The 22,364-nt window shown below is 50.4% G+C and carries 16 protein-coding genes; 12 read left to right on the forward strand and 4 right to left on the reverse strand.

The annotated features are described in order from the left end of the window. Positions 1 to 531: 531 nt before the first annotated feature. On the forward strand, positions 532 to 1,290 hold the full coding sequence (locus tag H8L47_RS28170) for an FG-GAP repeat protein (protein ID WP_186957155.1): 759 nt from the start codon (positions 532 to 534) through the stop codon (positions 1,288 to 1,290). 14 nt (positions 1,291 to 1,304) lie between these two features. Here the strand turns inward: H8L47_RS28170 and H8L47_RS28175 are convergent, their stop codons facing one another. Both H8L47_RS28175 and H8L47_RS29580 read right to left on the reverse strand, forming a co-directional pair. Further along, entirely contained in the window at positions 1,305 to 2,762 is a 1,458-nt protein-coding gene (locus H8L47_RS28175) for an FHA domain-containing protein (protein WP_186957156.1), read from the reverse strand. After that, entirely contained in the window at positions 2,704 to 2,931 is a 228-nt protein-coding gene (locus H8L47_RS29580) for a hypothetical protein (protein WP_222616715.1), read from the reverse strand. Before H8L47_RS29580 ends, H8L47_RS28175 begins: the two co-directional genes overlap by 59 nt. Positions 2,932 to 2,991: 60 nt before the next feature. On the opposite strand from H8L47_RS29580, the gene H8L47_RS28180 reads away from it, so the two are divergent. From H8L47_RS28180 to H8L47_RS28195, 4 genes are all read left to right on the forward strand, one after another. Further along, the gene (locus tag H8L47_RS28180; protein WP_186957157.1) at positions 2,992 to 4,395 is read left to right on the forward strand and encodes an aspartate kinase; all 1,404 of its coding nucleotides are present in this window, start codon (positions 2,992 to 2,994) and stop codon (positions 4,393 to 4,395) included. 218 nt (positions 4,396 to 4,613) lie between these two features. Next, complete coding sequence (locus H8L47_RS28185) at positions 4,614 to 5,201, forward strand: TetR/AcrR family transcriptional regulator (RefSeq protein ID WP_186957158.1); 588 nt, start codon at positions 4,614 to 4,616, stop codon at positions 5,199 to 5,201. A gap of 209 nt (positions 5,202 to 5,410) precedes the next feature. Then, positions 5,411 to 6,475, forward strand: a complete 1,065-nt coding sequence (locus tag H8L47_RS28190) for an alkene reductase (RefSeq protein ID WP_186957159.1) — start codon at positions 5,411 to 5,413, stop codon at positions 6,473 to 6,475. Between the two features lie 241 nt (positions 6,476 to 6,716). Then, entirely contained in the window at positions 6,717 to 7,880 is a 1,164-nt protein-coding gene (locus H8L47_RS28195; RefSeq protein ID WP_186957160.1) for a glycerophosphodiester phosphodiesterase, read from the forward strand. Positions 7,881 to 7,934: 54 nt separating this feature from the next. On the opposite strand, the gene H8L47_RS28200 is transcribed toward H8L47_RS28195, so the two are convergent. Further along, complete coding sequence (locus tag H8L47_RS28200) at positions 7,935 to 8,792, reverse strand: dienelactone hydrolase family protein (protein ID WP_186957161.1); 858 nt, start codon at positions 8,790 to 8,792, stop codon at positions 7,935 to 7,937. Between the two features lie 414 nt (positions 8,793 to 9,206). Between H8L47_RS28200 and H8L47_RS28205 the strand changes: the two genes are divergently transcribed. The 7 genes from H8L47_RS28205 to H8L47_RS28235 all read left to right on the forward strand — a co-directional run bounded on the left by H8L47_RS28205 (position 9,207) and on the right by H8L47_RS28235 (position 20,532). After that, positions 9,207 to 10,703, forward strand: coding sequence for an ABC transporter permease/substrate-binding protein (locus H8L47_RS28205; RefSeq protein WP_186957162.1), 1,497 nt, complete (start codon positions 9,207 to 9,209; stop codon positions 10,701 to 10,703). A 330-nt stretch (positions 10,704 to 11,033) separates the two neighbouring features. Beyond that, positions 11,034 to 12,359, forward strand: coding sequence for an ABC transporter substrate-binding protein (locus H8L47_RS28210; protein WP_230413948.1), 1,326 nt, complete (start codon positions 11,034 to 11,036; stop codon positions 12,357 to 12,359). Positions 12,360 to 12,377: 18 nt separating this feature from the next. Beyond that, positions 12,378 to 13,094, forward strand: coding sequence for a response regulator (locus H8L47_RS28215; protein ID WP_186957163.1), 717 nt, complete (start codon positions 12,378 to 12,380; stop codon positions 13,092 to 13,094). 10 nt (positions 13,095 to 13,104) lie between these two features. After that, positions 13,105 to 14,553: an ATP-binding protein gene (locus H8L47_RS28220; protein ID WP_186957168.1), complete on the forward strand. Its 1,449-nt coding sequence runs from the start codon at positions 13,105 to 13,107 to the stop codon at positions 14,551 to 14,553. Positions 14,554 to 14,977: 424 nt separating this feature from the next. After that, positions 14,978 to 16,198: an ABC transporter substrate-binding protein gene (locus H8L47_RS28225; RefSeq protein ID WP_186957169.1), complete on the forward strand. Its 1,221-nt coding sequence runs from the start codon at positions 14,978 to 14,980 to the stop codon at positions 16,196 to 16,198. A 217-nt stretch (positions 16,199 to 16,415) separates the two neighbouring features. Beyond that, entirely contained in the window at positions 16,416 to 19,022 is a 2,607-nt protein-coding gene (locus tag H8L47_RS28230; RefSeq protein ID WP_186957164.1) for a TonB-dependent receptor, read from the forward strand. Positions 19,023 to 19,185: 163 nt separating this feature from the next. Then, positions 19,186 to 20,532: a sugar MFS transporter gene (locus H8L47_RS28235; RefSeq protein WP_186957165.1), complete on the forward strand. Its 1,347-nt coding sequence runs from the start codon at positions 19,186 to 19,188 to the stop codon at positions 20,530 to 20,532. A gap of 493 nt (positions 20,533 to 21,025) precedes the next feature. On the opposite strand, the gene H8L47_RS28240 is transcribed toward H8L47_RS28235, so the two are convergent. Further along, complete coding sequence (locus tag H8L47_RS28240) at positions 21,026 to 22,201, reverse strand: hypothetical protein (RefSeq protein ID WP_186957166.1); 1,176 nt, start codon at positions 22,199 to 22,201, stop codon at positions 21,026 to 21,028. Positions 22,202 to 22,364 lie beyond the last annotated feature (163 nt).

Below are 22,364 nucleotides of genomic sequence, written 5' to 3' on the forward strand. Positions count from 1 at the left end.
GATATTCGCAAAAAGCTCCAATTCTGCACCTCGACGTTCAAATCGAGACCAGATAAAAACATCAATTTGTGCAAACAAATCATTGACTTACGAACCCCTGATGTGAAAACGTTGGGACACTAGTGAAATAGGATGAGTGCGAACAAGACAATTTGGGATGCAGTACAAGACGTGACGCGCTGGACTGCGTTGGACTCGTTGTCAATAGATATCGCTATTGACTGCGTTGCACGTCTTGTCAGGGGCACCAGCCCTAACTGCAGCGCCCTTGCAGGGCGCATGTGCACTGGTAAGCGCACATCGTTGCGCAGGCAGGCGGCATGCCGCCTGCAACCCCTGCTCCACCACATTGCCAGCATGCGATATGGCGGGAACGCTTTATCTAAAAGATATGTCAACACGCCCTAAAATAATGTCTTCGTCACTACGCCTTGCTGGGGCAATTTTGCATAAGTCCTATTTATAATGCTGTACACTTTATGCCATCACCATTGCTCGCCAGAAAATAAAATTCTTGTTGATTATTAATACATGAAAAATTTCCGACCATTCTTACTATTATTGAGTGTTTCCTTGTTTGCGTCTGTCAGCCACGCGGCTGATATGGAGGTTGGTACTTTGCTCATGTCAGGAGAATGGCGGCAGGACGTGGGGAGTTACGGCGTGCCCAAGCAGTTTGAAAAAATATTACCTGCCAAATGGCCGGGAGATCAATGGGTCTCTCTTGACCTTAAGGAAAACTCACTGGAAATCAGGCCAGCATCCAGTAAAGAGAAAATGCCAGATTGGCTGAAGAAAATTACAGCGCAAATCCCGACCAAGGATCACCCATCCAATTTTGAGCTTGAGACTATGGACGAATCCGACGGTCTTCAATATCTGCGTGTACCAGGCGTACAATTCAAGCCAGGCAAGCATCCCATTTATGTATTCAAAAACGGGACAGGTATTCTACAACCTCAATTGGATTATCAATACCGGCTGGAATTGAACGGCGTGCAATTTGGCATGCGCGTTCAAAATGGCTTGAAAGGAAAAAACGGCGCAGCTTATGGAGAAGGGGCAACTTACTTCATTGAATATGATGGCAAGAAATTTGAATATGCACTGGGTTACTTCGGCTGGGATTCGCGCGTGGGAGCTATCTCCGATATTGATGGTGATGGCTTTCCTGATTTCATTATCGCCATCAATGGATCAAACAGTAGCGGCAGGTTTGTTTTATTGTCTTCTACTGCAAAACCCGGTAAAAACGCTCCGACTGCATCGCTACACAATTGGGGATGTTGAGTCCGTCTGCCGTTCTATTGATTGTTATCTGGATATGCTGAGTTTAAGTAACGACAGCCTGCCGGTAACTGAGTGAGTGCTCTCAAATCTGCAAGTGAATCCAGTCTGGTATCTTGCAAAGTAAACTTATCCCTATGCCAGAAACCGTCCTGAAAATGAAGTATCACTGGTAATCCTTCTGGTAAATTTTGTATTGTAGGCAGAGTTCTGGTTTGCGGCTTAATCAAGTAAAGCAAGCTACTGCCTGGCCCTGTAGCAGCATCACCTAGAATGGCAGCATGTGGCAAAATTGCCACGACTTGCAGTTTGACTATGCCTCTGACGCTGGCGCAGAATTCGATTTGCATGCCTGCTCGCAAATTATAGGCCTGGTCTTTTTCCATGCAGATGCCATCGAGCAAAGTACCATAGCGCGATACATCGGTGATTTCTGCGCCCGCCCCTTTTCTGCGGATGATGGCATGGCGGGCGCTGATGCGACGGGTCAGCCTAGCGTTTTCATCTGCGCTATGGTCGCGATGGCTGAGCAGGATATCGGCTTGCGGCTGCTCCTCCATACGGCCCAGCACCCATTCTTCCATGGCAAAGAGTCTTATCCGTTCCTGCCCAGCGATCAGGCTGGCGGTTTTTGTCGGTGCTGCTGTCTTTGTTGAAATTGCTGGTAGCTTTACCGCTGGCCTGACTGGTTCTGGCGGGGGCGTTGCTGGCGCAGCAATGCTCATTGCTTCAGGGCTGACTTCGATGAGCTCTTCATCCCAGGCGATGGTACCCATGGCAATTTCATATTTGCCTGTAGCTGCGCGCATTTCCATTTTAGCAATGGCGGCGTCCTTGGCATTGATTTCTATATTTATATTTCCTTGTGCATAGCCATTGGACTGTCCCTGGCCACTGAATGTGGCAATGGCACCATCTTCTGCCACCACCCTGACATTTTTTTGCGTCGCCAGAAAGACGCTGTGAATTTCGGTCAGTGAGGCATCGGCACGCGGGACGAAAATGACGCTGGTGCAAAGCCATTTTCGCCTCGGCCTGTTGGCTTGCTCATGCAACAAGACAACCTCGACCGGATATTGACCATGCTCTTTGTTTTTGGATGAAAAGCTGATGAGCAACGCAGGCCACTGGCCTGATGCGGTGCGCTGAAAACGCTGTTTTGATTCGGTGATGGCGATGAGATCAGAGCGTAGTTGTACCTCTATGCTGGTGACATCTGGCGGCAATGTACCGCGCAATTCCAGCCTGATGGTTTGCCGTCCGCCTGCTGCGCGGGGATCATAACCACTGAAATGCAGATGCAAGTTGACGGGCGCCACTGCTTCGTGGTTTTGCACCAGGCTGTCCGCAGATGCATGAAGTAATTCCAGCCGCTGCGGAATTGGCCTTTGCTGGTGACCCGCTGTACAAACGGTTTCACCCTCTGCTACCCAATGCGTGCAGTGCGGGTGATCCGGGGCCAGGCATTTTTTCATGGTGAGGCAAGGTCATAGTACGGGCGATGCTACAACTATAGAGAGTAAGCGCCAGATCAAATGGAGGAATATGACCGTGTTTTGCCATCAGTTTTTTTTCATAGGCCAGAACCGCCGCGTTGACCTGATTGCAGCGCTGCATTAACCTAGTCGTTTCGATATACTTCATTTCGCATCTCTGTCTGCGGAATGTTTGTGGTCAACATGCCATCCCTGCCCTGGAAACTCAATGAAAAAAATCGTCGTTAAATTTGGTGGCTCCAATCTGCGCCAGCCTGAAGATATCAGCCGCGTTGTCAATGTGGTGCAAAGCTATCAACAACCTTTAGTTCTCGTGGTATCTGCTTTTTATGGCATTACCAATGCCCTCATCGCCTGTGTACAAGCTGCAAGAGAAGGCGCAGGAACTGCGGCAGCACTGGCAGAAAGCCAGGATTACACACAAAATTTGCGCGCCCTGAAAAAACAGATACTGGAAGCCAATATCAGCGCTCCCGCCGACCGCGCACGCATAGAACTGGCGCTCTCGGTACGCCTGAATCAGCTGGATCGTTACCTGACAGGCATACATTGCATAGGCGATGTACCTACTTTTGTAAATGATGCCATCCTCAGCTATGGCGAACGCCTGTCCAGCCTGTTGCTGACCGAAGTCTTGCTCAGCCATGGCATACGCGCACGCGAAGCCTTGCCAGAAGACATAGGCTTGATCACCGATGGCGTATTTGGCAATGCTGCCTGCGATTTTGATGCCAGTGCACCAGCCGTATCCAGGGCACTGGCAGGCGATGATGTCATCGTCGTGCCGGGCTTTTATGGCGTTGACCGTGACGGCAAGGCCACCTTGTTTGGACGTGGCGGCTCTGATTATTCAGCCGCATCAATTGCCTGTTGCATAGGCGCAGAATCACTGGATGTGTGGAAAGATGTTGATGGTTTTCTCAGTGCCGACCCAGGCACGGTAAGCGCACCACACACGATTACGCAATTGAATTATCTGGAAGCAGCTGAGCTGTCTTATTTTGGTGCCAAGATTTTGCACCCGCGCACGGTAGAGCCTCTGTTCGACCAGAATATCCCCATCCGTATACTGAACATCACCCGCCCTGAGCGTGGCCTGCAACCTTATACCGTCATCAATGCGCAACGCAAGGTGACGCGCGATGTGGTGAAGAGTGTCACTTCGACAGAAGACGTGGCGATCCTGAAATTGCACGGTCCCGGTGTCGGCTTCAAGTCAGGTATCCTGGCGCAGGTGACAAATACCCTGGATGCAAATGGCATCAATATCAAGAGCGTGCTGACGGCACAGACTGCCATCAATATTTTGGTATCACGCGATAATCTGGATGCTGCCTACGCTGCACTGATGGAGCATCACCTGGCCGGTGTGGTCGAAGTATCACGCAATGCTGATGTGGCGATTGTCGCCGTGGTTGGCGATGGTGTGCTGGAAGCATCTGATGTGGGCGGCGCAATTGCCAGTCGCGCCTTGTCGGCGGCGATTGCAGCCGGAGTGCATGTCTGCCTGGCGGCTGCCGGCGCCAGCGAAGTGGCTGCATATATGCTGGTGCAGCAAGAGGACAGGAAACTGGCGTTACAGGCGATACATGCAGAGTTTTTTGGACGATAAGGACAGCCAGCCTGCGTTTTCTTTGCATCAACAGATATTTTTTTGATGCTTTCGTCAAAAAATAGCTTGAGCAATTAGCACAAGCCGCTTAAGCAAGGCGGCTTGTCACCTTCCCCCATTAATTAGTCGACACCAATCGCTATCACTTTCCAAACTCATTTCCCCCTGCGAAAGCAAATCACTAGACGACTGGTCTAATTTGCTTTAGAATTCAAGCTATGAATACTCCGCGCACTGACGTAAGGCAACATATCCTCGATACAGCCAAGCCCATTATTCTGGGCAAGGGCTTTTCCGTGGTCGGCCTGAATGAGGTGTTGAAGGCGGCAGCCGTACCCAAGGGTTCGTTCTATCATTATTTTAAATCCAAGGAATTGTTTGGCGAAGCCTTGCTGGATGATTATTTTGCTGGTTACCTGGCTGCGGTGGATCTCGTATTAAAAAACACAGATGTACCGGCGGCCACGCGTCTCATGCGTTACTGGCAGGGCTGGTTGCCGGAGCGTCCGGGTGAAGGTGTGCAATGCCAGTGTCTGGCGGCCAAGCTGGGTGGTGAAGTATCAGACTTGTCTGAAGCGATGCGCCTGGCCTTGCAAAACGGCACTGACAGTATAATCGCCAGGCTGGCAGATTGCATGCGCGAAGGTATCGTTGATGGTTCATTGCCTGCGGATCTGGATGCAGACCATTGCGCACTGACTCTGTACCAGATGTGGTTGGGTGCCACCTTGCTGACCAAGATGCGGCGTGACATGAGTGCGCTGGAAAGTGCGATGTTGGCTACCCGCAAGATGCTCAAGTTGTAAAACGCAATACTTTTTCGTACCAACATGATCACAAGGCATTTATTGCAACAAGTTTTTTCTAGACGACCAGTCTAATTTTTATCTTGAAGTACCCTGAGTCAGCTACATATGGAGTGCTGAATTTGCTTACCAGGCTTAAGTTTTTCCAGTTTTTTGCTGGCCCAAACGCTGTACACTCGCTCCTATCGCCCAAATAAAGGAATTAAGAAATGCTATTCAATCCTCTGCAAACCGGTTCTGTCTCTCTCGCTAACCGCATCCTGATGGCCCCTTTGACACGTGCACGTGCTGATGCGGGTCACATGCCTAACGCCCTGATGGCGGAATACTATAGCCAGCGCGCCACAGCTGGCCTGATCGTGACTGAGTGCACGATGGTGGCTGAAAATACATCCGCTTTCTACGCTGAACCTGGCATCTACAATGCCGAGCAAATCGCAGCTTGGAAAGTTGTGACCGATGCTGTACACGCCAAAGGCGGCAAAATCTTCATGCAGATCTGGCACGCTGGCCGCGCTGCAGTTCCAGCATTCAACAACGGTGTAGAAAACGTCGGCCCAAGTGCCATAGCGATCGACAGCGAAGTCCACACGCCTGACGGCAAAGTCCCGAATGCAGTGCCACGCGAATTGCGTCTGGATGAAATCCCTGCCTTGGTCGCTGCTTATGCACAAGGTGCAAAAAATGCGATTGCTGCTGGCTTTGATGGTGTAGAAGTACATGGTGCCAATGGCTATTTGATAGACCAGTTCCTGCGTGACAGTGCCAACACGCGCACTGACAGCTATGGTGGTTCCATAGAAAACCGCGCACGCTTCTTGTTTGAAGTATTGACTGCAGTCAGTGATGCAATTGGCTCCGATAAAGTTGGTCTGCGCCTGTCACCAATCAACAGCTATAACAGCATGAAAGACAGCGATCCTCTAGCTTTGATCTCCTATCTGACAACGCGTTTGAATGAATACAATCTGGCGTATCTGCACTTGATGCGTTCTGACTTCTTCCAGGCGCAAACTGGTGATGTCATGACCGTCGCACGCGCCAATTACAAAGGTGTCTTGATCGGCAATATGGGTTACAACGCTGACGAAGCTGCACAAGCGATCAGTAACTCCGCGCTGGATGCCGTGGCCTTTGGCACCAGCTTCCTGGCTAATCCTGACCTGCCTGCACGCATCAAGCAAGGCGCCGCCTTGAATGCGCCTGATGCAGCTACCTTCTACACGCCTGGCGCAAAAGGTTACACCGACTACCCAAGTCTGCAGGCTGCGTAATACAAAATGCTGGTGAATCACTGCATGTAGCCGCAAAGAAGGTCAACCAGCTTTGGTTGGCCTTTTTTCATTTTAGCCCAGTCTTCAACAACATAATCAACTCATCCGATATTTCCTCAAGTCATCATCCGGTAACTCTTAAGCCTTACATTTCTGCCATCGCCATCATGATGGCTATGACGCATATCTGGCCAGTTAGCCTGGCCTCATTTTCTTGTAATGAATCTTGAGGAATACTTTGATGAGACATATATCAAAAAACACCGCGCACTTGCTGTGCGCCGTCTTTGCAGGCATGAGCCTGAGTGCCTGCGGCGGCAGTAGCAACGAGGCTGTTGATTTGCAAAACCCTGGTTTGTCCTGGCCACCTGTGCCGACAGTGACAGGCCACAGGGGTGCGTCTGCCCTGCGCCCTGAGCATACGCTGGCCGCATATCAAAAAGCGATAGATGACGGTGCTGATATTGTTGAGCCGGATCTCGTGCCAACCAAGGATGGTGTACTGGTTGCGCGCCATGAAAATGAAATTTCTGGCACCACCAATGTATCCACGCTGCCACAATTCGCTGGCCGCAAAGCCACCAAGACCATAGACGGCATCCCGGTCACTGGCTGGTTCACTGAAGATTTTACGCTGGCAGAATTGAAAACCCTGCGCGCCAAGGAACGCATCCCGGCCAATCGCCCAGCCAACACGGCTTATGATGGCCAGTTTGAAGTACCAACCCTGCAAGAAGTCATTGACCTGGTCAAGCAACAGGCCAAGGAAAAGAACCGCGTCATCGGCATCTATCCTGAAACCAAACATCCCACTTATTTCAAATCCATAGGTCTGCCGTTGGAAAAACGTCTGGTGGATGTGCTGGTAGCAAATGGCTACAAGGGCAAAAATGCAGCGGTGTTCATCCAGTCTTTTGAAGTCGCGAATCTAAAAGAATTGCGCGGCATGACAGAAATGCGCCTGGTGCAATTGATCGATAACCCATTGAATGCACCTGTCAACGGCGCGCCACGCAATGCGCCGTATGACTTTGTCGCAGCAGGCAGCAGCCGCACTTATGCAGATCTCGTCAAGCCCGCAGGCTTGAAAGAAATCGCACAGTATGCAGATGCAGTATCGCCCTACAAGGAAGTCATCATCCCGCGCGATGCCAAGAATGAACTGGGTCCAGTCACCAGCTTTATCACTGATGCCCGCGCCGCTGGTCTGAAAGTCCATACCTGGACACTGCGCCCAGAGAATCCTTTCCTGCCAGTCAGCATGCGCCTGGGTGATGCCACTTCGCTGACGCAGCGTGGTGATTCCACTGCAGAAATAACGGCTTATTTGAAAGCCGGGATTGATGGTTTCTTTACCGATGATCCTGCGGTTGGTCGTGCTGCTGTGACAGCGTTCAAGAAGTAAGCTGGCAAACAGTATCACCGCAAATGCCTGGATTCAGATCCAGGCATTTTTTGTTTACGCTTGCTTTAAGCGGCTCGCAAAGAAAGCCAGTATTTCATCCCGTGCAGCAACGGTTGGCTGGCCCGCCTCATCTATCAGGTGAGCAGTGACCACACTATGCGGCGTCATCACATAGCGCCTAAAAAAAGGCGCAGTATCCTGATTGGCGGCGCTATCTGGCAATACCTTACTGATGAAGCGCTCACCTAAAGCTTCTGAAAATGCTGCGAAACGTTGTGCGCGGCAAAATGCATCACCTGCAAAACGGTAAGCCAAGACTGTCAGGTCTTCTGCTTCCAGACGCTGACGCACTGCTTGCAAGTCAGCAGCTTCTATCCCCGTGCCTGCTGGATCATCCATAGGCAAGGATGGCTGCGATACCACTGGTGCGAGCACTGATGGCTCCAGCATCATGGACAGGGCAAAGTTGCCAGTGAAGCACATGCCTATTGCACCCACACCAGGACCGCCAGATTCTTCATGCGCAAGCCTCGCCAGCGCCCTCAACCATAAGGTGACCGGGCTGGAACCCTTGCCCGCAAAGGCGCGGAATTCTGCACTGACGCAAGCTTTCTGGAACACGGCGGCGCCTTCTTCTGCCGATACCACCACACCATCACGCCCAAACAGTGAAGGCATATACACGGTAAAACCGGCATCACGCACCCAGCGTGCAAAGCGTGCCACATGCGGGCTGATACCAGGCATTTCTGTCATGACGATAACTGCAGGCCCTGTGCCAGCGACATAGACACGCTTGCTGACTTCATTGAGCGTGATTTCACGTGCGCTGAAGTCACTGAGTGCGTCGTCAGCATGCATGTCCTGTTTGACTTCCTTGATGGGTATATACGTAGATCCTGCGTTGGACATGAGCACTCCTGATTTGTTTGACTTCATCTTGGCCATCATTGCCATAATGTATTCACTTTCAGATTACTGAATACAAAAACCCCTCACCACAGAGACACAGAGTCACAGAGGACAACTACAGAGAAAAACTCGTTCATTACGTACTACTCGCCATAGGCGAGAGAAATGATCTGTTACCAGTTTAAGCAGAGGTTTTTTCCTCTTGTCTTTCTCTGTGTCTCTGTACCTCTGTGGTGAGAGGTCTTCAGGTGTTATTTGGTAATCTGGTGTTTCCAGTGTAGGTCTGTAGCAAAAACAAGAATAGCGGCAGTTCAGCCAGAATCAGGGTGGAAATGGACATTTGCAAACGGCATGTAGAATACAAGGGAAATATTCCATCGCAGTGTCGATCACAATTTAGCGGAGCGCAAACCCATGCTGATCTGGTGCAGGTTGCAATACCTTTTGTCCCTGGCTCTGAAACTGCTATTGCTATACAGTTTTGTAGCCCAGGCCCAGGCCGCTGATACGCTCAAGGTTGGTTCCAAACGTTTTACTGAATCCTATGTGCTAGGAGAAATCCTTACGCAAACTGCGGCATCCCATAGTCCTGCATTACATCAGCAAGGGCTGGGCAATACCGCGATCGTCTTTAATGCATTAAAAAATGGCAGTATCGATGTCTATCCAGAATACATGGGTACCATCAATACCGAGATTTTAAAACATGAGAGCGCAATCAGCATGCAGCAGATGCAGGCTGAACTGGCTAAACAAGGTCTCGGAGTTGCTGTTCCTCTGGGTTTTAATAATACCTATGCGCTGGCGATGCGACCTGATGCTGCCGATATTAAATCACTGACCGATCTGGCGATAAAACCCAGCTTGCGCTTTGGCCTTTCCCATGAATTTCTGGGTCGTGCCGACGGCTGGCCAGGTCTTGTCAAACGTTATCATTTGCCGCAACAGGCGAGCGGGCTTGATCATGGCATCGCTTATGAAGCACTGACTGCAAGACAAGTAGATGTCATCGATATCTATTCTACCGATGCCAAGATCAAGCAATTGGGTCTGCGCGTCTTGGTGGATGATGCAAATTATTTCCCGCGTTATGATGCTGTCTTGCTGTACCGACTGGATGTGCCAGCACGCTTCCCACAGGCCTGGGCAACCATACAGAAACTGGAAGGCAAGATAGATAATGCGCAAATGATAGCGATGAATGCAGCGGTAGAAATTGAAGGACTGAGTTTTGCCCAGGCTGCGCAGCAATTTGTGGCAAAGTCACCGCCGAATGCTGAACGTGCCGGTTTCATGTCCAAATTATTTGGAGCCAATTTTTTGAAGCTGACATGGCAGCATCTGAGTCTTGTATTGATGTCGGTTGCCCTGGCATGCCTGGTCGGCATCCCGCTGGGCATTATCGCTGCCTTTGCACCACGTTTGCGCGAAGTAGTCATGGCGACTGTCGGCATTTTGCAAACCATACCCTCACTGGCCTTGCTGGCGATGTTGATACCCTTGCTGGGCAGGATAGGTTTTGTCCCTGCACTGATCACCCTATCGTTATACGCCCTGCTGCCCATCGTCCGTAATACCTGCGTCGGCCTGGTGCAAGTACCTGCCGGATTACGCCTGGCGGCACTGGCACTGGGTCTGTCATCGCGTGAGCGCTTGTTGAATATAGACTTGCCTCTGGCCCTTCCCATGATTTTGGCTGGCGTTAAAACGGCAGCAGTCATGAGCGTGGGCACGGCAACCATCGCCGCCTTCATCGGTGCAGGCGGTTACGGTGAACGCATCACCATAGGCCTGGCCTTGAATGACAACCAGATGCTGCTGGCAGGTGCCATACCTGCCGCGGCTTTGGCTTTGCTGACGCAGTGGGGATTTGATTTGTTGGAGAGGATGGTGGTGAGAAGAAGGGATTGATCAAAATGAGGCGCACGGTAAGTCCTGATTGTTGGGCTACGGTTTACCAGCCCAACACTGGGCTTCAAAAAAAGCATGCGTTATTAAACGCCTAGTGTTGAGCTGATGAGACGTAGCCCAACCTACGAGAACGGCGGTCTTTGAGACTTGGATAGATTTCGCATGCTAATAGGTAAAGGCGAAAACGATATCCCAATCGCATTGTGTACACAAAAGAACAATGCCTACCAGAAAGCAGCCCCCTTTGGTAATATGCATCCGGCCTGATATTCCAGATCAAACCTGAAAACCTGATTTCCCTGCTGCAATAACCTGCCCGGAAAAGTTCTTTTGATTTCACCTGCACACCATGTCGCTGCTTCACCACCAGTCTGGCGCTTAGCCAGGGCGGCGGTGCTTGGGGTTTTGTGCGCGCTTCTCTCTACGATGCCTACCCATGCAGCCACACCGCAACCCGATAGCACGTTGCAAGTCTTGCACTGGTGGACTTCTGCCAGCGAACGCAAGGCAGCAAGCCTGCTGGCGGCTCGCATGGCAGACGAAGGTATCACCTGGCGTGATGCTGGCATCCCTGGTGGTGCAGGCATAGGTGCGGGCAAGGTATTGAAGAGCCGCGTACTGGCCAATGATGCACCCGAGGTCACACAGATTATTGGTGTCTCGATACGTGAATGGGCAGACCTGGGCTTTCTGCTGGAACTGGACAAGATTGCTACGGCCAACAAATGGAATACCAGTTTCTTCCCGACCATACAAAACCTGATACAGCACCGCAAACATGTGGTGGCTGCACCGCTCGGTATACACCGCATTAACACCCTGTTTTATAACAAGAAAATATTCATCACACTGAAGCTGTCACCACCAGAAAACTGGGATGAACTGGTCGCCGTTGCAACCAGGCTGAAAGCCGCAGGCGTGATACCACTGGCACAAAGCAGCGAACCCTGGCAAGTTGCCACCCTGTTTGAAAACCTGATATTGGCTGAAGGCGGGCCAGAATACCACCGCGAATTATTCGTCAAACAAAATGCCCAGGCTGTCCTGGACAAACGCTTTACTCATGCACTGGAACGTTTGCGCCAGATGAAAGGCTGGATGAATAATCCTGTCGATGAGCGCCCCTGGACAGAAGTGGTGAAGCAGTTTTCCAAAAACGAAGCAGCAATGATGATCACTGGCGACTGGGTCAAGGGTGAGCTCAATGATGGAGGTTTTGCCACTGATGAAACTTTCTCCTGCGCGGCCATGCCAGGCACAGGCAAGTATCATTTGTATAGCGTCGATACCTTTTCGATGTTCACCAACGACTATTCGCGCATCGCCGCACAAGAAAAACTGGCACGCCTGGTCGCCACGCCAGCCGTGCAGGCTGACTACAATGCCGTCAAGGGTTCGGTATCGGTAAGGCGCGATGCAGACCCTGCGCGTATGGATAGCTGTGCCCGTGCCTCATGGACAACCTTTGCCCAGGGTACAGCTACGCAAGCCCCCAGCCTGGTGCACCGCATGGCTACTGACGAGACCAGCAAGGATGCCATCATCGCCGTCATACACAGATACTTTATCGATGCCACGCTAAGCCCCGCCGACACCCAGGCCAGGCTGATGGCGATGTACAAGACACTTGGCAATAATAAAAAACAAACTCCATAAGATGTGAGGCAGACAAAGATGACACGCAAAATACTGATAGTCGATGATGACCAGAAGACCCGGGTGTTACTGAAAACCTATCTGGAAAAGAATCAGTATGAAGTCATACTCTCGCACAATGGCGAGAGCTTCGTGGCTGAATTCAATAGCCAGATGAACCAGTTGTCATTGGTTATACTTGATGTGATGTTGCCCGACACCGATGGCTTTGCCCTGTGCAAGGTAGTGCGGCAAAAATCAAATATCCCCATCATCATGCTGACAGCAAGCTCGGACGACACTGACCGCATCGTCGGACTGGAGCTTGGCGCCGACGACTATATCGCCAAGCCCTATAACCCGCGTGAACTGCTGGCGCGCATCAAGGCCATATTGCGGCGCACCGCAACTGCCGATGTGGCGGCAGCCCCGCGCTATTACCGTTTCCTGGGTTTTACACTGGACCTGATAGAGCGCAAGGTCACTGACAATGCCGGTGAGTTGGTGGCGTTGACCGGGCTGGATTATCAATTGCTGAAATATTTTGTCGAGCACCCTGGCGATGTGCTCGACCGCAATGTGCTGTCAGAAGAAACCCGAGGCCGCGATGCCGGTCCGCTGGACCGCTCACTGGACGTACAAATCAGCCGCCTGCGCCTGCTGCTCAAGGATGACAGCAAACAGCCTACCCTGATCAAGACCGTGCGCGGGGCGGGTTATGTGTTTTCCGCCGATGTGAGCGTGGCAAGTGCCTGAATCTGCCATCATGCTCAGACGCTGGCTGCCACAATCACTGCTGGGCCGTTTGTCGCTGGTCATGGTCTGCGGTGTACTGCTCACGCAACTGGTGGGCAGTGCCATCTGGACCACGCAACAACGTGCCAAGGCCGAGATAGAAGCGAGCACGGCAGCGCAATACCTGGGGCATAGTGCATCCAGCGCGATACGCTTCTTCCGCAGCCTGCCGCCGAATTACCGCACCGTGTTGATACAGCAATTCCGCGAGATGGGTGGCACGCGTTTTTTTGTACAGGCGAATAATGCCTATGTACCCATCACAGAAATAGAATCACAGGCACTGGCGCATACGGTGCTGGGCAAGGTTGGCAATACCCTCAAAACTGACTTGCCACAATACCCGGAATTCAAGCTCGCCTTCGCCTGGCCAGATCAATTGACGACCTCTGTCGATGGCACCCGCATCACTGACCTGCCTGAGAGCTGGGTGCAACATATCTTGTTGATCAAGCCTGAACCTGCACCTGTGCTGGTGATACAAACCGAGCTGGAACCGGGTAACTGGTTATACATGGCGGCACTGATGCCCAACCCTTATTTTTTGAAGGGCAATGACCCCCTGTCCTTTGACCGTCTGGTCTTGCAAGGCCTGTCACTGGCTGCGGTATTGCTGCTCTCCATCATGGTGGTACGCTGGATTACCCGCCCACTGGCGGCCCTGTCAGATGCGGCAGCTGCTTTTGGTAAGGGTGAGCAGGTGCCAGACTTGCCTGAAACTGGCAGCAAGGAATTCATCAATACCGCCCGCGCCTTCAGTGCCATGCGCCAGCGCATACAGAGCTATATCGAAGATCGCGAACGCTTGTTCATTTCCATCTCTCATGACCTGCGCACGCCTATCACGCGTCTCAAGCTGCGTTCAGAATTACTTGATGACGATGTCTTGCGTGGCGAGTTTGAAGAAGACCTGGATGACCTCGACATGATGGTCAAGGGTGCACTGCAATGCGTAAAAGATAGCGACATCCATGAAAACCCTACCGAAGTCAGACTCGATCCACTGATACGCAGACTGGTGCGCAGTGCCCATCTGGCCAAGCATAATGTGGCATTTGCCGATTCAGGCGTGACCGTCCATGGCAAGCCATTAGCGCTAAAACGTGCAATAGGCAATCTGCTGGACAATGCCCTCTACTATGGCGAACGCGCTGAAATCAGCGTTCACGCTACTGCGGATACTGTCGTCATACAGGTACGCGATCATGGCCCCGGTGTGCCGGAAGACGCCTTGCCAAGTTTGTTTGATCCCTATGTACGCCTGGTACATGGCCGCAGCCAGAATGAAACTGGCATGGGCCTGGGTCTGGGCATAGCCCGCAGCGTCATCCAGGCCCATGGCGGCACATTGGTGCTGGAAAACCATCTAGAAGGCGGGCTGAAGGCCACCATCACTTTGCCAGGCGCGGCGAATGCCTGAGCAGGCATATCACTAGCATCTCAGCATTTTCTTCCTGCCTCAGCTTGTCTTTAAAAGACAGGCGGACACTCGTCTGCGCAATTCACAACACCTGAATCTGGACTTTTGTAAAGTTTTGTAAGGAATTCTTAAGTTAAGTTTTACCAGCTTAGGAATCCACACATCTGCAAAACGTCCACATCCCAGCAAGCAACAATACCAGTGTCAAAACCGGGTAAGGATTTGTAAGCTGCTCACCTGAGCTGCTCACACAAATCCTCAATGAATCAATCACTTATAAAAATCCGAACTCAACAGATAGGCAAGTGGCATTACATTCATCAGGTTGCTAGTATCAGTTTCAGGTAATTCATTTATATCGATTGGTTTAGCCGGATAACTATTCTGAACAGGGTTTCTCTTGAACCGCATCCCCTACATCGCCATGTTATGCGCCACCGCCATGATGAGCACAGCCAATGCTGGCACGCTCGTCCTGGAGAGCTGGCGCGTGGATGACAAGGCTTTGTGGGAGACAGTCCTGATACCGGCATTTTCCAAACGCCACCCCGGCATCGATATCCGCTTCACGCCCACTACGCCAACAGAATATGACAGCACACTGCTGACACGTTTTAGCAGTGGTACAGCAGGCGACCTGGTCGCCTGCCGCCCTTTCGATGTATCGCAGACTTTGTATAACAAAGGCTTTCTGGACAAACTCGATGGCAAGCCAGGCATGGAGCATTTTGAAGCCACTGCCTTGCTGGCCTGGCAGACTGATGATGCGAAAGCGACTTTTTGCATGCCTGTGGCATCTGTCATTCACGGTTTTTTGTACAACAAAAAAATCTTCAAGAAACTCAATCTGCAAGCACCAAAAACCCAGGCAGAATTCTTGACCATACTGGATGCGGTGAAAAAGAGTGGCAACTACGTTCCACTGGCGCTGGGCACGGCAGAAAAATGGGAAGCCACGCAAACCCTGTTCACCAGCATAGGACCCAACTACTGGCATGGTGAAACAGGCCGCAAGGCGCTTATCGCTGGCAAGGCAAAATTTACTGATGCGCAGTATGTGGCCGCCTTTGATTATGCCGCCAAGCTGGGCTCGTATCTGCCCAGCACGGCCAGCACGCAAACCTATAGCGACAGCCAGCATCAGTTCGCCTCTGGCAAAGCGGCGGTCTACCCGGTTGGCTCCTGGGATATCTCTTACTTCAATCAGGTGCAGGGCCTGGACTTTGGTGTGTTTGCACCGCCCGTCCGCGCAACCGGCGACAAGTGCTACATCCTTGATCACATGGATATAGGTATAGGCATCAACAAGAAATCCCGCAACAAGGAAGATGCCTACAAGTTTCTTGAATGGCTGGGCTCACAGGAATTTGCCGACTTATATACCAACCGCGTCACCGGATTTTTTTCACTGTCGAATCATCTGATCGCAGTACGTGACCCCATAGGCAAGCAAATGATGGAATGGCGCACCACTTGTGAATCCAGCATCCGTGTCAACGCACAGATACTGAACCGCGGCCAGCCCAGCATGGAACAGGAATTATGGAACGTGAATGCCGATCTCTTGAATGGCACGATCACAGGCAAGGAAGCAGCAACAAAGATACAGAACAGTTTTGCAAGTGTGTACAGGCTCAAGCGCTGAGATCATACCTCCCCCAAGAAGTATGACTATTTTTGCCGACGCTTAGTGCGGCGTCGGCATTTTTTTCTTGCTGTTTGCAGCAAGAAAAAAGGCCAGGATTAAAAAGAGTTGAGAAGAAAGTTTTTTACCCCGCCCGTGGCATTCTCTGGTGAGGTCAAGTTGCTGCAATAAAAAAAGATGTGATACCTATGAGTAAAACTAACTGAAGGAGACTTACATGAACAAACCCGTATTCAAGAAAAAACTGTTACCGCAACTGATCGCCATCGTCCTTGGTACAAGCGCATTTAATGTGGTGTATGCGGCAGATGAAGCACCTGCAGGCGCACCTGGCTCACAAGTAGTCGAAGTGCGCGGCATACGCGACACCCTGAAAAAAAACCTGGCTGGCAAACGCGATTCGCAAAACATCGTTGACAGCGTCAACTCAGAAGACCTGGGCAAATTCCCGGATAAAAACGTTGCTGATTCCCTGCAACGCGTGCCCGGCATTTCTGTTGACCGCACCTGGGGTGAGGGCCGCGATATCTTTGTACGCGGCACAGATAAAAGCCTCAACATGACACAGTTGAATGGCCAGTCGGTAGCCTCTGCCTACTGGTGGAAAAACGATTCGCAAAGCCGTGGCTTTAACTATGACATCCTGCCATCTGAACTGGTCGGCAGTCTCGATGTTTACAAGAGCCCATCCGCTGATCTGGATGAAGGCAGTATCGGCGGCCTGGTCAATGTCAAGACCCGCAAACCCCTGCAATTCAAAACCCCTTTGACTGCACAGTTCTCGCTGGAAGCGACTTACTCTGAATTGCCCAAGAAGACAGACCCGCAAATCTCTGGCCTGGTGAACTGGAAGAATGATCAAAGCACACTCGGTATCTTGCTGTCCCTGAGCAAACAAAAACGCACCATGCGCCGTGATGGCCTGGAGAATTTTACTGACTCCACCAAGTACACCATCATCGATCAAAACAATGTCGCCACACCCAACGCCTATGCATCCTGGGGTGGTGGTACTGCGATTTTCCGACAGGACCGTGAGCGCACGACGGGCAATGTCACCCTGCAAATCAAGCCTAACCGTGACAGCGATCTCTCTCTGAATTACATCAATTCAGATATGAGCATGGACAATAATAACCAGAACTACCTGTGGCAAGTAGGTGGCCTGGCTGATGGCAATAATGTTATCCGCGTCACCAATCCACGCTTCATCACCACCTCTGATGGTACCAAGGCTTTTGTTGGCGGTACTGTAGGGCCGACGACGGGCGTCTCGTTTGAACCTATCTACCGTGAAGCCTACATCAAATCCAAGGTGCTGGATCTGGAAGGCAATTATGAAGGTGATGGCTGGAAAGTACATGGCCAGCTTGGTAGCACGTCAGCAGAGGGTGGCAGCAAACATGACCGCAATTTCTGGTTCACTGGCAATACCCGCGCCACGATCAATACCGCACCAGATACCTATGAAGTAACCTATCTTGATATGAGCCCGCTGGACCCAAGCAAGCTCACGCTGCAAGGTGCGCGTGACTGGATACGCAAGATGGAAAGCAAGGAAAATTATGCGCAAGCTGACGTGACGCTGGACCTGACCGGTTCCTTCATCAAGGACATCAAGTTTGGTTTGAAATACCGTGACAACACTGTACAAAACCACCGCACCATAGGCACAGTAGGCCCTGGCAGCCCTGGCTGGCAGTCTTTCAGCCTGGCTGATTTATCGACCGGCCCGTCGCCATTGCTGAGCCAGGCTGCCGCAACCGCCGGTTCCTTGACCCAGTATGCATGGGTGAATGACAGCCTGGCCGCCAGCAAGGGTTTTGCCATGTATGACAAGGGCATGGTCTATAAAGAAGCCAAGGGCGAGTATTACAAGATCAAGGAAAAAATCACCGCCGCCTATGTCAAGGCCGACTATGCACTCGACAAATGGCGTGGCGACTTTGGTGTGCGCCTGGTCAAAACTGAGCAAACCTCTGAAGCCTATCAAGACCTGACAGGCAAGGGCAACTATGTCATCGGCAGCACGACACGTACGTATAACGATGTCTTGCCCAGCCTGAACGTCGTGTATGACTTGCGCAAAGACTTGATACTGCGTGGCGCAGTAGCCCGCGTGATGGCACGCAACACTTACAGCGACCTCAGCGCGAGTACCGAAGTCAGCGGCACCACCAATGCCGCCACAGCCGGTAACCCTTTGCTGAAACCTTACCATGCTGACCAGGCCGAGATAGGTGCAGAATGGTATTTTTCTGATGCATCGTTGTTGTCTGCCACCTTGTTCACCAAACGCCTGGATACCTTCATCTACACCTCGACAGCGCAAGAGAATGTCGGCGGCGTTACGCGCCCGGTAACACGCCCGCATAATGCCGACAATGGTGCTGTCATCAACGGCCTGGAACTGCAATGGCAACAGGCATTTGGCAATGGCTTTGGTGCCATCGTGAACTACACATTCACGGATGCCAAGGCAGGTTCCATCGCTGGTGGTCAAAAACTGAATGTCATCGGCAATTCACGCAACCAGTTGAACGCCAGTGGTTACTATGAGAAGAACGGCATCAGCTTCCGCCTCTCATATAACTACCGCTCCAAATCCTACGGTGGCCTGAATGAAGGCGGCCAGGATGTCACCAGCGCCTATGGCCAGTGGGACGCTACGGCCAATTGGGACATCACACCAAAAATCAGCCTGTTTGCATCTGGCGTGAATCTGACCAACTCTGTCATCCGCACCAATACCACCGATGGCTTGCCAGTGGGCGTGTATGAAAACGGCGCACGTTACAGCGTAGGCGTCAGAGCCAAGTTCTGATCTGTGCCGTGATGATCTGTAGCATGTCGGATCATCGAATAGAGCGCCGCAAGAGCCTCCCCATATAAGCAGCAGGGGAGGCTTTTTTTGCACAAGCAGGGACTTGTTACTGTCCTTCAGCTCTGGATCACTGTGACCATTTTAAATATGTCTGGAACACCTCATGAATAACAATGATCAAGCGTCAGGATCAACAAAGGACGTGGTCATCGCCATGTTCTTTATCAGCCTCTTATTCTTTATCCTGGGTTTTGCCACCTGGCTCAATGGCTCACTCATCCCTTTCCTGAAAATAGTCTGCGACCTGAACAACTTCCAGGCGTTGTGGGTGACGTTTGCGTTCTACATCGCCTACACCGTCATGGCCCTGCCCTCGGCAGCCATACTCAGCCGCACTGGCTACAAGAACGGCATGACCCTCGGCCTGGGCATCATGGCGGTGGGGGCATTGCTGTTTATCCCGGCAGCCAAGTCCAGCTATTACGGCTTGTTCCTGCTGGCCCTGTTCACCCTGGCCGCTGGCATGACACTAATGCAGACCGCCATCAACCCCTACATCGTCTGCATAGGTTCACGCGAGAGCGCTGCCATGCGCATCAGCATCATGGGTTTGTTCAACAAGGGCGCGGGCATCGTTGTGCCACTGGTGTTTTCTGCGCTGATCTTGTCTGGTATGGAGCAGTATTCTGACACGGCACTGGCAGCGCTTGATCATGCAGGCCGCCTGGCCTTGCGCTCTGAACTGTCATCTCGCCTGGTTTATCCCTATGCCATCATGGCGGGCGGCTTGCTGGTGGTGATGGGCATCGTGCATTTTTCTTCACTGCCAGAATTGCGGGCAGATGAGGAAAAGAACCAGCCAGAAGTCACCAGATGGGGCGTGCTGCAATACCCGCAACTGGTGCTGGGTGCGCTTTCACTGTTTGCCTATGTTGGCGTCGAAGTCATCGCTGGTGACACCATAGGCCTGTATGGCCACAACCTGGGTGTCAGCAACTATGCCGTGCTGACCTCCTACACCATGGGTTTCATGGTCATAGGCTACATCCTTGGTGCGACCACCATCCCCAAGCTGATGACACAAAAAACTGCACTGTTGTTCTCGGCAGTCAGTGGCCTGCTGTTCACCGTCGGCGTCGCCACCAGCTCAGCCACCGACACCAACATCTCCCAAGCAATAATCGGCTGGACAGGCGTGCCAGTAGTACCAAATACAGTAATGTTCCTCGCCATGCTGGGTCTGGCCAACGCCCTGGTCTGGCCATCCATCTGGCCACTGGCCCTGCAAGGCCTGGGCAAATACACCGCCGCCGGTTCCGCCCTGCTCATCATGGGCATCGCCGGTGGTGCACTACTGCCGATGCTATACGGAAAATTCTCCGATACAGGCAACCCCCAAACCGCCTACTGGGTCATGTTGCCCTGCTATCTGATGATTTTCTTTTATGCGGTAAAGGGGCATAAGTTGAGGAACTGGGGAAATCCCATTGGGGAATTAGAACGGGTCTAATCAATTACTCAAGTACATGTGTTTTTAAGCCGCCTCCTAGGCGGCTTTCTTATTTATTGCATCCATTTATTATTTAATTTAAAAACTTCATCTATGCCATAAGTGATACTTTTGTATAGGAAAGCTGTATTTTTCAGGCACAATCCATAGAAAAGTATTGGTTTTGACATTAGCAATCGAAGTAAACATTTACAAGAAATAGTCTAAGTATTAATTTAATATTGCATTATCAGTACATACCTGAAGTAATGAAACTCTCTTTACTTGGATCAATAAATGAGTCTTGCAGGAATTCGCTCAAATAGAGGCGATGGCTACCAGACAATGGTTGCCTTAGATTGGGCCTTAACAGTCCTTTCTGATCCAGATTATGATTGGATTGAAATCGACTCTATAAATTGGTTAGTTGATGACGTCGTCATTGGCAAACGTGACGGCACTATAATCTGTTGTCAATGCAAAAAAAATCAAATTGATTATAAACACTGGAATGTCACTGACCTGGCAGATGAGTTTGCTGCTCATACGATGATCTCCAATTTGCTATATTGTTTTTTGCTTCTTTTTCAGCAATTAAGACATGATTTAAAAGAAGGCGAAAATTATCGCTAGTGCTATTTTCAATCATTAAACATTGTCTTGAAATATCTGCCAAGCTATTAAAAGGAATAGGCTTATTCCAGAAAATCTTATTTTGAACAACATACCATCCCTTCTCATTTAGCATCTGTAAAGCAATTGAAGCGTAAAAATATTTGGAGTATGAGTAACCAAGATTTTGATTGATTGATAGTTCAAATATTGACGAATCAACTGGTCGCATTGACTCTTCAATAATTCTGACAATTTCTTTGGTAAGTTGTTCGATGTCGATATTTTTGAATACAATGTTTGGAGTGGTATATTTTGCGAAATCAACTTGGACAACTTGTCCAGCTTGAATCAACTCCGCTAAATACAGTGATGCATGATTTAAACTTTCGCTACGTATAAGGCGAGCTATCTCCTGTTTAGTCATAACTTTACCTAACTCAAGCATTTTATTGAGGATGATTTCTCTTTGAGTTACGGTTTTAAAATTGGAATCATTACTGATGTTGTCTCGACCACTTTTTCCATCAAAACAATATCCATAATCCTTCGCATAACTGCGCAATACAAATCTTAATTCATAATAGTCAATCGACTTGATTTGATCTTCGGCATGATCATGCCAATCTTTGACATGTATGCCACTTAAGCTGTTGTCAGATAAATATTTATGCAATGAGGAAAAAATATAGCCGATATCGAGATTACGTTTAAAGTACTTGATATGCTTATATTTACCTCGGTCGCACTGGAAAATATACTCGGAATCAAATGCCTTAGAATCCAACCATGATTCGCGAACATTTGCAATTTGACGTAAATTAATTAGCCTTGATATATCCATCCAAGGCAATCCCTTATCATACCAACTAAGAATATATGCGACGGCTTCTTGTTTTGGAAGTGTTACAGGTACAATGCAATCATCATCCAAACTTATTTTTTTGTTTTGAACTAGAAAGTCTAAAATATTGCTTGGTGAAGTTCCGATAGAGTTTGAATATTCTTCAAGATACTCTTCCGCCTGATTATGTAATAGATTCCCTTCATTTGCAAAACACTCGTCAAGAATTCCCATTTTTGCTGATTTTGGAAGGACATATTTTCTTATCTCATCGCGAGTTCAAATAAGAAGTGCAACAGAAGCTAAATTGGTTTGAATGGGAAGATGCGGTAGCATCCGAACTTCCAGACCTCCAAGTCAAAGTTGCCCGAAATGACATACACACATCTTACCCAAG

It is taken from the genome of Undibacterium umbellatum (assembly GCF_014284125.1).
GTDB classification, from domain to species: Bacteria; Pseudomonadota; Gammaproteobacteria; order Burkholderiales; family Burkholderiaceae_D; genus Undibacterium; species Undibacterium umbellatum.

Bases quoted from the DNA above. Each gene is read 5' to 3' on its own strand.
- H8L47_RS28170 (WP_186957155.1), top strand. From the start codon at position 532: ATGAAAAATTTCCGACCATTCTTACTATTATTGAGTGTTTCCTTGTTT.
- H8L47_RS28175 (WP_186957156.1), bottom strand. From the start codon at position 2,762: ATGAAAAAATGCCTGGCCCCGGATCACCCGCACTGCACGCATTGGGTA.
- H8L47_RS29580 (WP_222616715.1), bottom strand. From the start codon at position 2,931: ATGAAGTATATCGAAACGACTAGGTTAATGCAGCGCTGCAATCAGGTC.
- H8L47_RS28180 (WP_186957157.1), top strand. From the start codon at position 2,992: ATGAAAAAAATCGTCGTTAAATTTGGTGGCTCCAATCTGCGCCAGCCT.
- H8L47_RS28185 (WP_186957158.1), top strand. From the start codon at position 4,614: ATGAATACTCCGCGCACTGACGTAAGGCAACATATCCTCGATACAGCC.
- H8L47_RS28190 (WP_186957159.1), top strand. From the start codon at position 5,411: ATGCTATTCAATCCTCTGCAAACCGGTTCTGTCTCTCTCGCTAACCGC.
- H8L47_RS28195 (WP_186957160.1), top strand. From the start codon at position 6,717: ATGAGACATATATCAAAAAACACCGCGCACTTGCTGTGCGCCGTCTTT.
- H8L47_RS28200 (WP_186957161.1), bottom strand. From the start codon at position 8,792: ATGTCCAACGCAGGATCTACGTATATACCCATCAAGGAAGTCAAACAG.
- H8L47_RS28205 (WP_186957162.1), top strand. From the start codon at position 9,207: ATGCTGATCTGGTGCAGGTTGCAATACCTTTTGTCCCTGGCTCTGAAA.
- H8L47_RS28215 (WP_186957163.1), top strand. From the start codon at position 12,378: ATGACACGCAAAATACTGATAGTCGATGATGACCAGAAGACCCGGGTG.
- H8L47_RS28220 (WP_186957168.1), top strand. From the start codon at position 13,105: ATGCTCAGACGCTGGCTGCCACAATCACTGCTGGGCCGTTTGTCGCTG.
- H8L47_RS28225 (WP_186957169.1), top strand. From the start codon at position 14,978: ATGTTATGCGCCACCGCCATGATGAGCACAGCCAATGCTGGCACGCTC.
- H8L47_RS28230 (WP_186957164.1), top strand. From the start codon at position 16,416: ATGAACAAACCCGTATTCAAGAAAAAACTGTTACCGCAACTGATCGCC.
- H8L47_RS28235 (WP_186957165.1), top strand. From the start codon at position 19,186: ATGAATAACAATGATCAAGCGTCAGGATCAACAAAGGACGTGGTCATC.
- H8L47_RS28240 (WP_186957166.1), bottom strand. From the start codon at position 22,201: ATGGGAATTCTTGACGAGTGTTTTGCAAATGAAGGGAATCTATTACAT.